The organism is Lacisediminihabitans changchengi (assembly GCF_016634425.1).
In the GTDB taxonomy this organism is placed as follows: Bacteria; Actinomycetota; Actinomycetes; order Actinomycetales; family Microbacteriaceae; genus Lacisediminihabitans; species Lacisediminihabitans changchengi.
Window position 1 is genome coordinate 503126 of the sequence record NZ_JAEPES010000002.1, and the last position, 11770, is coordinate 514895.

An 11770-nucleotide genomic window follows, 5' to 3' on the forward strand; every position below is an offset into this window, starting at 1 on the left:
CAGAAGCTGAGAAGACGCGGCAGAAAGCCGTTCGACCAGTAGAACCCGAGTACGTTTCGGCGCATGGGTCGAAATGCCACAGGGCGAAAAGTACTGGTGACCGGCGCAACGGGATACATCGGTGGACGACTGGTTCCTCGATTGCTCGACGCCGGCTACGACGTGCGCGTTTTGGTGCGCGATGCGGGAAGACTTGCCGACGTGCCGTGGGCGGCGGATGTCGAGGTCTCCGTGGGAGATCTGGACAGATTCGAGACCCTCGCCTCGGCGTTCGACGGCGTCGAGGTGCTTTACTACCTGGTGCACTCGATGGGCGCCAAGCACAGCTCCGGGCAGCTCGGGTTCGAGGCGACCGAGCGCCGCGCCGCGACGAACGTGGCGACGGCGGCGAAAGCGGCGAACATCCGTCGCATCGTGTACCTCGGCGGCCTTCACCCCGACGGTGAGCTCTCGCCGCACCTGCGCTCTCGGGCCGAGGTCGGGCGCATCCTGCTCGAATCCGGGGTACCGACGGTGGCGCTGCAGGCGGGCGTCGTGATCGGTTCCGGCTCCACCTCGTTCGAGATGGTGCGGCACCTCACTGACGTGCTGCCGTACATGCCGGCCCCGCGCTGGGTGCGCAACTTCATCCAGCCGATCGCCGTGCGCGACGTGCTCTATTACCTCGTCGCCTGCGCCGAGCTGCCCGACGAGGTGAATCGAACCTTCGACATCGGCGGTCCAGACGTGCTGCGCTACGGACAGATGATGAACGGATACGCGGTAGAGGCTGGTCTTCACCAGCGCCCGATCGCGCCGCTTCCGGTGCTTACCCCGTGGCTCGCATCGCAGTGGGTGAACCTGGTCACCCCCATTCCCCGAGCGCTCGCCGTGCCGATCATCGCCTCGCTGCAGTACGACTGCGTGGTGCACGAGCACGACATCGAGAAATACATCCCCGACCCCGATGGCGGGCTCACCGGCTACCGCCGCGCGGTGCGCCTGGCCCTCGACAAGATGAAGGCGGGCGAGGTCGAGACCAGCTGGCAGGATTCGGCCGTGCGCGGTGCCCCGAGCGATCCGCTCCCGAGCGACCCCAACTGGAGCGGCCACACCGTGTTCACCGATGTGCGGGAGCGGCACACATCCGCTGCCCCCGGCGACGTCTGGCGGGTGATCGAGGGCATCGGCGGGCAGAACGGCTGGTACTCCTTCCCGCTGGCCTGGGCGCTGCGCGGGTGGGCCGACAAGGTCGTTGGCGGGGTGGGGCTGCGCCGTGGCCGTCGCAACCCCGATCACCTCGCGGCGGGCGATGCGCTCGACTTCTGGCGGGTGGAGGACATCAACCGTGGCAGTTCGTTGCGGCTGCGCGCCGAGATGAAGGTTCCGGGCTCAGCGTGGCTCGAGATGAGCGTGACGCCGGACGGCGACGGCTCGCTCTACCGCCAGCGTGCGGTGTTCTTTCCGAAGGGCCTGAGCGGTCGACTGTACTGGTTCAGCATCCTGCCGTTCCACGGAATCATCTTCAACGGGATGGCCAACGAGATCACCGAGACCGCCGTCACCCAGGGCTCCACCCGACGTGAGCAAGCGGATGCTTCGGCAGCCGCCTGAGCGACGGTGGAGCCTCGTGCGGCTAGCGTTTATTCGCGAGGGCGACGATCATGGACACAGGACGCGATGCGTCCGAGACCTCGGGAGGTCACGTTTTGGCTGACAACACAGTGTTATTCCTCGGTGACAGCATCACCGCATCCGGCGACTGGGCGACCTGGTTTCCCGACGTCACCACCCTCAATTTCGGTGTCAGCGGTGCGACCTCCGACGATGTGCTCGCTCGGATCGACCAGATAGTCGCGGCCGACCCCGATGAGATCATCCTGCTGATCGGAACCAACGACTTCGGCATGCGTCAGAACGTCGAGCACCTGGTGCGCAATGTGCAGACCATCCTGGTCGAGTTGCGTCGACAGCTGCCGGGATCTCGGCTGCTGCTGCAGTCGGTAATGCCGCGCGGGAGGGAGTTCGCCGATCGCATTCAGGAGGCGAACATCCATCTCCGTCAGTTCTCGTCGACCGTTCACGCACAATATCTCGACCTCTGGCCGGCGCTCGCACTCGACGACGGCGAGCTGAATCCCCGCTTCTCGGAAGACCGCCTTCACCTCAACCACGAGGGCTACGAGGCCTGGCTGTCTGAGCTGCGCCCGGGTCTCGAGCGGCTGCGCGAGGAGCCGCCGATGAGCCGACCGATCACGATCATCCGTGTCGACGACTACGCCCGGCCAGAACGGTAGAGCAGGCGGTAGAGGTAGCGCTGACCGCTACCGTTCGGTGGCGAGTGACCGCACCAGGCGGGTGTAAAACTCGACGCCGCGCAGGAACGTCGCCACGTGCATCCGCTCGTTCATCGCGTGCAGAGTGCCGCGTTCCTGCGTGGACATGCGAAACGGGCTGAAGCGATAGACGTGGTCGCTGATGCGCGTGAAGTGCCGGGAATCGCTGGCGGCGAGCATCACGTACGGCGTCACGATCGTGCCGGGGTAGATCTCGACGATCGTGGATCGCAGTAGCTCCCAGGCGCTGCCGCTGGTCGGGGACACCGGTGATGGTTCGTTCGCCTGCGGAACCTCGATCGCGACGCGGGGGTCACGGATCGCCCGGCGCACATGCTCGACGGCCTCGGCCACTGACGATCCCGCGGCGACGCGGATGTTGACGGTCGCCACGGCCCGCTCCGCCAGCGCATTCGCCGCCTGGCTCCCACTCAGCTGCGTTACCGCCTGCGTCGTGCGGACCATCGCGGCGGTCTCGTCGCTCAGCCGAGCGAACACGCGAAGCAGCAGCGGCTTCGTGAGCCAGAGGTTGCCGAACGCCCAGCGCAGTGGGCCGGTGGCGTGGGCGCCGAGGGTCTCGATCATCTCGACGTTGGTGGCGGTGAAACCCGACGGGAACGGCCGTCGGTTCAACCGCACGATCGCCCGGGCCAACCGCGCCGTCGCGGACAGTTTCGGGGGAGTGGAGGCGTGACCGCCGTCCTGGTCGACGCGAAGGGAGAGCGTCACGATGCCTTTCTCACTCACCCCCACTACCGCGATCGGCTCGGAGACCCCGGGGAAGATACCCTCGACGACCGCGCCGCCCTCGTCCAGCACGAGCTCCGGACGGATGCCGCGGCTCGCCAACAGGTCGACGATCGCCTGTGCGCCGGTGCCGACCGTCTCCTCGTCGTGGCCGAAGCTCAGGTACAGATCTGCACGCGGAGTCAGCCCGGCCAGTACCGCGGCCTCGACCCCTTCGAGCGCCGCGACGAGGGAGCCCTTGTCGTCGAGCGTGCCCCTGCCCCAGACCAGCTGCTCGTCACCGTCGCCGCTCAATTCGGCGGCGAACGGCGGATGCTCCCAGCCCTCCTCGGTCGCCGGAACAACGTCATAGTGGGCCATCAACACCGTGGGAGACCCGTCACCCGATCCCGTCCAACGGTAGAGCAGCGAGTGACCGCCGACGATCTCGCGCTCGAGCGCCGCGTGCAGAGCCGGGTACAGCCGAGGCAGTGCATCGATGAACGCGTCGAACGGCGCCCAATCGGTCTCCTCGACCTCGGTGCGCGACATCGTGGGCAACCGCACCAGCTCGCGGAGGTGCTCGAGGGGGAGCAAGGGGAGGTGGGGTGTGTCGGCGGGCATGCTTCATCATGCCTGGCCGGGCGCGACAATAGTCACATGACCTCCTATCCCACCGCTGCCTTCCGCCGCCCCGCTCTCGCCCCCGGGCTGCTCGGCGCGATCGTGCTGCTGGCCGGGCTCGCGCTGCTCGACAATGAGACCTGGTTTCTGGTCATCCGATTTCTTGTGGCGATCCTGGCGCTGATTCTGGTGGTGTTCTCGTATCAGGCCAAGCACTGGTGGTGGATCCCGCTGCTTCTCGCGATGGCCGTGGTGTGGAACCCGGTCTTTCCGTTCCTGTTCCACGGGCAGATCTGGGTGGCCGCGCAACTGGTGGCCGCCCTGGCTTTCGTCGCGGTGGGGATTTTGGTGAAGGTGCTGAACCCCGACGACAAGAACGCGAAGAAGACTGTCGGTCGTCGCTGAGTCGCGGGTGAGCGCGCGCGCCGAAAGCAGGCCAGGCGGATGCCGAGCGCGACGAAACAGCGGAGAAACGAACGGCGGGTAAACTCTTGGTAGCTGGGGACCCGCGCTGACCATCGTCGGCGGCGGTCCGGCTCGAACGATTGGGCCTTTCCATGTCGCGTAGCGATTCGCTTTTCCCCTCCCGCCACGACCTTCCGACGGCGGTCGAAAACCCGCCGGTGGTGCACCGCGACGATGTGGTGCTGAGCAAGGGTCGGCTGGCTCTGGTGAATTCGCATCTCACTCCGCGGGAGGCCCAGGTCGCCGACCTGCTGTTCATCCGTCGTGCCTTCGACGAGGCAGCGATCGAGTACCTCCTGGTGCGCGGAAACGACGACCGACCGTTGCTGGTGGTTGACCGTTCGCAGCGTAAGCGGGTGCGGCAGGCGCTGACCCAGGCCAGCGCGGACGAGCCGTTCTACGCGAAACCCGCCGACGGGGTGCGACGGTCGGTCGCGCTTCTGGCCGACGGACACTTCGCCGACAAGTCGAGCCGCGCCATCATCCTGTTCCGTCCGCGGGTGACGCCACGAGGGGGGCTGCGCTACGGCGCCGCGAACGGCGTGCGTCTCGAGTTCTGGACGATCGGCGAGGACACCGTGCTGATTCCCGCACCGAACTCGCTCACCCGCACCACCGTGCCGGTCGGCGAGCTGGTGCGAACCACCGTGGAGCGCTACGGCGAGACCTGGCCCACCATCGAGGGCATGTTCGACAAGCACGCCAGCGACATCGACTTCGATATCGACATCGTCTTCTCCTGGGTCGACGGTGCCTCGATCGAGTGGCAGCGCGCGCGCGCACGGCGCATGAAGAGCTATGTGGTCGGCGAAGGCGACGACTCGCACGCCCGATTCCGCCAGCTGGACGAGCTGAAGTACGCGCTGCGCTCCGTCAACCTGTTCGCGCCGTGGATTCGCAACGTCTACATCGTCACCGACTCGCCGCGGCCGGAGTGGCTGGCGGAGCACCCGCGCGTCACCATCGTGCCGAGTGAGAAGTTCTTCGCCGATACCTCGGTGCTGCCGACGCACAACTCGCACGCGGTCGAGAGCCAGCTGCACAATATCGACGGGCTCGCGGAGCACTTCCTGTATTCCAATGACGACATGTTCTTCGGTCGTCCGGTCGGTCCGGAGGAGTTCTTCTCCCCGGGCGGTGTCTCCAAGTTCATCGAGGCGACGACACGAATCGGACTCGGTGGAAGCAACGTCGACCGCAGCGGTTTCGAGAACGCGGCTCGGGTCAACCGCGCCCTGCTCGCCGACCGGTTCGGGGCCGTCATCACCCGCCATCTCGAGCACACCCCGGCGCCGATGCGTAAGTCGGTGGTGCGCGAGCTCGAGGCGGAGTTTCCCGAGGAGTTCGCCCGCACCGCGGCGAGCCGCTTCCGCTCGGCGACCGATATCTCGGTGACGAATTCGCTGTACCACTACTACGCGCTGCTGACCGGTCGCGCCGTGACGGTGACGGATGTTCGCGCCCTCTACGTCGACACCACCGCCCGCGTCGGGCTGGTCGCGATGCGCAAGCTGCTTCGCCGCCGCGACGCCGATCTGTTCTGCCTGAACGACGGCAGCTTTCCCGAGATCAGCGACGAGGATCGCGCCGACGCCGTGCGCGACTTCCTCGAAGGGTATTTCCCGATCGTCGCCCCCTGGGAGCGGGCGGTCGGAGCGGACGGTGCGGATCTGAACGGTGCCGATCTGAACCGTGCGGATGTGAACGTGAACGGTGCCGTTCCCGAGGCATCGGGCGGATCAGGGCAACTCATCCACGGCTGAGCCGGGCCAGAAGCTCGATCCAGACGCTCGCAACAGACCCTCGGGTCAGACGATCGAGAACTCGCGGGTCGGCGGGTGCAGCTCTTCTGCGGCGAGCGAGTCCTCGGACGGCGCGGGCACCGTCGTGCTCGGCCGGATGGTCACCGCGTGATTTGCAAGCAGACGCGTGGTCTCCGCCGCCGAGGTGAACTTCAACGCGTCGCTCTGGCCGATCGGCACGACCGAGTGCAGCACGGTCTCCTCGTAGACGTGCACCAGGTTGTAGGCCTGGGCAGAGTCGCGCGGCTTGGTGCCCCGAACGCCGGCGGCGTCGGCGGGGACGTTCAGATCTTGGGTGTAGCACGTGGCCGAGGCAACAGAGACCGGCACTCCGGCGAACGTCGACGTGGTCGAGTAGTGGAGATGACCCGCGATGATGCTGCGAACGTCCGATCCGCGGATGACCTCGGCGAGGGCATCCTGATTGCGCAGTTCCACGAGAATCGCCAGGTCCTGAACGCTCGGGACCGGGGGATGGTGCATCGCGATGATGGTGCCGTGCGGTGCCGGGGAGGCGAGCTCTTCCGCGAGCCAATCGAGCTGGGCATCCGTCACCAGGCCGTGATGGCGTCCGGGAACGGACGAGTCGAGGGCAATGATGCGCAGGCCGTTCACGTCGTAGACGCGGTCGATCGGAGTGGTGAGTGGATGCTGGCCGAGCAGCCCTTCACGGAAGTTTCCCCGGTCATCGTGGTTGCCCATCACCCAGATCACCTGGGCGCCAAGGCGGGCTGCCGCCGGCTCGACGATCGCCCGCAGGGTCGCGTAGGCCTCGGGGTCGCCGTGATCGGCGAGGTCGCCGGTGAAAATGAGCGCTTCGGGCTTCGCGCCCGAGGATTCGAGCTCCGAGAAGAGCTCGCGCAGGTGCGCCTCGCTGTCTACGGTGCCGTACAGGGCGCGATCTCCGGCGACGAGGTGCGTGTCGCTCAGGTGCACGATGAAGTGATCAGGTCGCGGGAACTGGGCCACGTATTGCACGGGCGCTGCGTCGGGCATTACCCCATCGAAGCACGCTCTGCTGGACAACTGGTTAACGTGACACGGCGATCCGCCCCCAGTGCGGGGGCAGAATGTGGTCACCCTCGGGTGAAATCACGGTAAACTAAGTGTGCACCAGACGAACCCCCTCATCGTCTCGACCCCGGCACGCGATCCATCTGTGGCGAGTTGCTCGAGTTCAGGGACGCAGTGCCTCACTGGGGCACAGTGCCTCAGTGCTTTTACGGGCGCAGTGCTTCCATGGGTGAAGTGCTTCAAGGAGCGCAGTGCCGGGTGAGGCGCACGGCGCAGGGGTTCGTCGCTCTATCCGCATTCCGCAGGTGGCCCGGTCTGGGCGGCATTGCCGATGTGACACGACACGCCAGGAGAAGCATGGCTCGGTCCGCCAACGGACAATCCGCGCAGAGAAAGTCCAGCACCCGGGGTCGCTCCGGGGGAAATTCGTCGCGCCAGTCGCAGCAGCCCCGCCGCTCACGAGGAGCCGACGACGCCGGGGTGATCCCCGTGCTCGCGCGCGCGGTGCGCGAGGTGGAGGGTGCCGCCGAACGCGGCAAGGTCGGCCCGACCAACCGCACCAAGTTCCAGGTGATCGCACTGCTGATGCGCGAAGAGCGCGCCAAAGCCAAAGCCGACACCACGATCACGGATGCCGAGCGAGCCGAGATCCTCAAGCGACTCGACGGCGTCGCGACCATCCTCGCCAAAACCGCGGCTCGGGACACCTCGCTGATCCAGTTGCTCGCCGAGCAGACAGCGGTGACGGATGCCGCGCGCAAGCTCCGCCGCGACATGCTCATGGCATCCGGGGTCGAGCTCTCGCCCGACGAGCTGATCATCGTGAAGGATCCGGTGGCCGCCGCTCCCGTCGCCGAGCGACAGGTGGTGCCGCAGTCGGTCATCGCCCGCCAGCTCTCCAACCCCTTCCTCGCCCCCGACTTCAGCCAGCCGGTGCGCTCGAAGCCGGTCACGCACCGGCTCGCCAACTGGGAACTGCTCGACCCGCTGTTCCGGGCCTTCGAATACGGCTCCGGTGGCAACGTCGCCAGCATGGAGCTGCCAGAACCCAGCGCGGTCGACCGCCGGGTACCGGAAGGGCTGGAGCTGTTCCACCATCAGGCCGAGTTCGTCGCCAGTGCGCGCGACGGACACCGCACCTACCTGCTCGCCGACGAGCCAGGGCTCGGCAAGACCGCCCAGGCGCTGCTCGCCGCGCAGGTCACGAACTCCTACCCGCTTCTCGTGGTCGTTCCGAGCGTCGTGAAGATGAACTGGGCGCGGGAGGTGGAGCGCTGGACTCCGAAGCGCTCGGCCACGGTCATCCACGGTTCCGGAGAGAACCTCGACGCCTTCGCCGACGTGGTCATCGTCAACTACGACGTGCTCGACCGTCACATCGGCTGGCTGCGCACGCTCGGCTTCAAGGGCATGGTCGTGGATGAGGCGCACTTCATCAAGAATCGCGAGTCGCAGCGCTCCAAGTACGTGCTCGACCTCGCCAAGAGCATCCTCACCCGCAGTCCGCGCGCGTTGATGATCGCCCTCACCGGGACCCCACTGATCAACACCATCGAGGACTTCCGGGCGATCTGGCAGTTCCTCGGCTGGATCGACGGCGACAAGCCCACCTCGATGCTGATGGAGCGCCTGGAGGAGAACGGACTGACCCCGGCCGACTTCGGCTTCTTCGCGGAGGCTCGACAGACCGTGATCGACATGGGGATCGTGCGGCGAAAGAAGATCGACGTCGCCTCGAACCTGCCGTCCAAGCGCATCGCCGACATGCCGGTCGAGCTCGACGACGAGGTCGGACGCAGCATCCGCGAGGCCGAGACCGCGCTGCAGAAACGGCTGCTCGAGCGCTACCGTCGCGCCGTCTCGCTGTCGCGCACCGAGCACGAGCGGTCGGACCTGGTGCGAATGGTCGCCCACGCGGAGCTCGACGAGTCGAAGGCGTCGAAGACCGGAGACAACGTATTCACCATGGTGCGCAAGATCGGTCAGGCGAAGTCTGTGCTGGCCGCGGACTACACCGCGCAGCTGGCCCGCTCGGTGGGCAAGGTGGTGTTCTTCGCCAAGCACATCGACGTGATGGACACGGCAGAAGAGGTGCTCGCCAAGCGCGGTCTGAAGACCGTGTCGATTCGCGGCGACCAGACAGCAGACTTCCGCCAGTCGCAGGTGGATGCGTTCAACAACGACCCCGAGGTCTCGGTTGTGGTGGCATCGCTCACCGCCGCCGGCGTCGGCCTCAACCTGCAGGCGGCATCCAACGTCGTGCTCGCCGAGCTCAGTTGGACCAGCGCCGAGCAGACGCAGGCCATCGACCGCGTGCACCGCATCGGCCAGTCCGAGCCGGTGACCGCCTGGCGCATCATCGCCTCGCAGACCATCGACGCAAAGATCGCAGAACTCATCGACTCGAAGGCCGGCCTCGCGGCGCGCGCCCTCGACGGCGACGACTCCGAGGTGCAGGCCGAGGCGAGTGTGCAGCTCGAGGCGCTCATTCAGCTGCTCGAGGATGCTCTCGACGAGGAGTAGCCAGCAGGGGACTGCTAGCTGGCGCGCTGCGAGGAGCGGGTGACCAGACGGTCGACAGCGGCGGAGGGGATGCTCAGCCAGTTCGGACGGTTGCGAACCTCGTACAACGCCTCATAGACGGCCTTGTCGATCTCGAACGCGTCGAGGAGCGCTCGATGCTCGCGCAGGTCGCGTCCAGACCGTGCGATGTAGCCGTCGATGAAGGCGTTGCGGGCTGCGGAGGCCCATTCGGCGGCGCTCTGCCCGGGGTGGGCGAGGGCGTAGGATCCGGCGACGTAGTCGAACGATCGCAGCATTCCGGCGAGGTCTCGCAGCGGGCAATCCGGAGCGCTCCGCTCGCGCATGTCGCGCAGGGGTTCCCCTTCGAAGTCGAGCACCACCCAGCCGCGGTCGGGCACCGAAAGCACCTGGCCGAGGTGGAAGTCCCCATGGATGCGCTGGAGCGGCGGCCACGGGCTCGCCTGTGCGCGAGCGTAGACGGTGTTGAGACGCTCACGATAGACGCCAAGTGCCGGCACCTCGCTTGCCGCGAGCTCGAAGCGCGTTCGCATGGCCGTGACGACGGTGGCGATGTCGAAGGGGGTCGTGACGCGGGTGGGCAGAGCGCCCGCCAGCGTCTCGTGCATCTCCGCGGTCGCCTCGCCGAGGGCATAAGCCCGCTCGGCGAAGTCTTCACCCACCTCCACGGCGGCGAGGGCGACCTTCCAGGCATCCTGCACGCCCGGGAGGAACTCCTGGGCGAAGGCGAGGTGACCGGTGGCGACGCCGCCGAGCGCGGCGGTGTCTCGCCAGCGACCGGTGACATAGCCGACGGTGCGGGGGACCACGGCTGACCCGGCCGCACCGAGCGCGCCGGTGAGCACGACATCCGGATTCTCGCCGTCATGGAGAGCGCGGAAGAGCTTGCAGATGATCGGCATGGCGGGGCTGCCGTCGGCATCCGTCATCTCGTAGACGATCGAGGTGTTCGACTGTTCGCCGCTGAGCACCTTCGACGAGCGCACCTGAGGAAAACGGATGCCGTCCGGCTCCGCAAGGTCGCGGTGTCCGAAGGCCGCGGGTCCGCTGCCATCCTCCGCGAGTGCCTCGCCACCCTGCAGGACCATGCCGAGCAGCGCGGACGCGAAGGCCGGATCCCGAGGTCCGTCGTAGATGTAGAGCGGGCCGTCTGCATCGTTTTCGGTTGCGACCAGCGCTGCCTCGCCGCCCTGCAACGGGGTACGTCGCTCGGTGAGGGGTACCTGGTACAAGAGGGGATTGGAGGCCCGATCAAGCACCAGTCGCACCCGCACCCGCACGCTCTCGTCGTACCCCAGCGAGAATCCGCCGATCTCGAGCAGTTGGGGTGTGCGGCCTTTACCGGCGAACCACCGTTGGCGGGCCATCCAGGGTGCCAGGTAGTCGGGAACCTCGAGCACACATACCTCCGCTGGTGGAATTCTGCGCCAGCAGGCATAGTGCGGTGCTGACTACGCGTCACGATACGCATGGGATGCCGCCACCGGCACCCCTTGACGGCAAAAGCTTGGCGACACCCGATTCGGCACGGCCTACATTTGTCCCCCAATGTGCGGACGCTCGTTCGGGGGAACCCCGTAATGGGGGGAGCACTGATGGCGGGGTCTGTCTATCGTGGTGTCTGCATCACCGGGGGACAACCGGGTGGCGGCGACCTCAGCGAGGGTCTCCAGCGGAATACGGGGGTATCCCCGCTGGGTCAGAGCTTCGCACGAGCGAGGTCGCCGCCCCCGTGGTTCTGCCTCAGGGCAGGTGGTGTCCGACGGGTCGCATGAGGGCGAGTCGGATGAGGTGCGGCAACGACGTCGTGGTCCGGATCATCGGCCTGAGCCGTTGCCACCTCGGTGGGTGACGGATAATGAACCGATGATCTCGACCACACTCGCCCGCAGCCTCCAGGCCAATGGAATCGTCTGGCGTCCCGTTTCCGGTGACGCCTTCTCTATCGCCGGGGAGGGCTTCGACGGCGACGTGTTCATCGTCAGCGACATGACCGTCGAGGCGCACGAATTCGACACTGGCACCATCCTGGGTTTCAATGGCACGACCGAGTGGGCACTCGACTCCGTCGCGATCGAGCAGTCACTCTGGCTGCCCCGCGAGGATCAACTGCGCGGGTTGCTCGGGGGAGCGTTCCGTGCGCTTCGGGCGGTGGGCGAGGTGTTCGCGGTGGATGTCGAGCTGGCCGGGGCCGATCGCACCTTTACCGATACCGACGCGGCGGAGGCATACGGGTCAGCGCTGCTCGCCCTCACGGAGCTGTCCCGCTAGCCTGCCGCCACC

At 66.9% G+C, this 11770-nt stretch carries 9 protein-coding genes; 6 read left to right on the top strand and 3 right to left on the bottom strand.

Going from position 1 to position 11770, the window contains the following annotated elements:
- Positions 1-96: 96 nt before the first annotated feature.
- Both IV501_RS07875 and IV501_RS07880 read left to right on the top strand, forming a co-directional pair.
- The gene (locus IV501_RS07875) at positions 97-1593 is read left to right on the top strand and encodes an SDR family oxidoreductase (RefSeq protein ID WP_372430745.1); all 1497 of its coding nucleotides are present in this window, start codon (positions 97-99) and stop codon (positions 1591-1593) included.
- Positions 1594-1643: 50 nt separating this feature from the next.
- The gene (locus IV501_RS07880; RefSeq protein WP_200555923.1) at positions 1644-2276 is read left to right on the top strand and encodes a GDSL-type esterase/lipase family protein; all 633 of its coding nucleotides are present in this window, start codon (positions 1644-1646) and stop codon (positions 2274-2276) included.
- 27 nt (positions 2277-2303) lie between these two features.
- Here IV501_RS07880 and IV501_RS07885 read toward each other — a convergent pair whose 3' ends face one another.
- Positions 2304-3665 carry a M20/M25/M40 family metallo-hydrolase gene (locus tag IV501_RS07885; RefSeq protein WP_200555924.1) on the bottom strand — a complete coding sequence of 454 codons (1362 nt, stop codon included), beginning with the start codon at positions 3663-3665 and terminating at the stop codon, positions 2304-2306.
- A 36-nt stretch (positions 3666-3701) separates the two neighbouring features.
- Here IV501_RS07885 and IV501_RS07890 point away from each other — a divergent pair, with 36 nt between their 5' ends.
- Together IV501_RS07890 and IV501_RS07895 are read left to right on the top strand one after the other, a co-directional pair.
- The gene (locus tag IV501_RS07890) at positions 3702-4070 is read left to right on the top strand and encodes a DUF6804 family protein (protein ID WP_200555926.1); all 369 of its coding nucleotides are present in this window, start codon (positions 3702-3704) and stop codon (positions 4068-4070) included.
- Between the two features lie 152 nt (positions 4071-4222).
- Complete coding sequence (locus IV501_RS07895; RefSeq protein WP_200555928.1) at positions 4223-5893, top strand: stealth family protein; 1671 nt, start codon at positions 4223-4225, stop codon at positions 5891-5893.
- A 45-nt stretch (positions 5894-5938) separates the two neighbouring features.
- On the opposite strand, the gene IV501_RS07900 is transcribed toward IV501_RS07895, so the two are convergent.
- Complete coding sequence (locus IV501_RS07900; protein ID WP_200555930.1) at positions 5939-6928, bottom strand: phosphodiesterase; 990 nt, start codon at positions 6926-6928, stop codon at positions 5939-5941.
- 375 nt (positions 6929-7303) lie between these two features.
- On the opposite strand from IV501_RS07900, the gene IV501_RS07905 reads away from it, so the two are divergent.
- The gene (locus IV501_RS07905; protein WP_200555932.1) at positions 7304-9469 is read left to right on the top strand and encodes a DEAD/DEAH box helicase; all 2166 of its coding nucleotides are present in this window, start codon (positions 7304-7306) and stop codon (positions 9467-9469) included.
- Positions 9470-9483: 14 nt separating this feature from the next.
- On the opposite strand, the gene IV501_RS07910 is transcribed toward IV501_RS07905, so the two are convergent.
- Positions 9484-10887 (bottom strand): maltokinase N-terminal cap-like domain-containing protein, encoded by a 1404-nt coding sequence (locus IV501_RS07910; protein WP_200555934.1) that lies wholly within the window; start codon positions 10885-10887, stop codon positions 9484-9486.
- A gap of 466 nt (positions 10888-11353) precedes the next feature.
- Here IV501_RS07910 and IV501_RS07915 point away from each other — a divergent pair, with 466 nt between their 5' ends.
- Positions 11354-11758: a pilus assembly protein CpaE gene (locus tag IV501_RS07915; protein WP_200555936.1), complete on the top strand. Its 405-nt coding sequence runs from the start codon at positions 11354-11356 to the stop codon at positions 11756-11758.
- Positions 11759-11770: the final 12 nt, after the last annotated feature.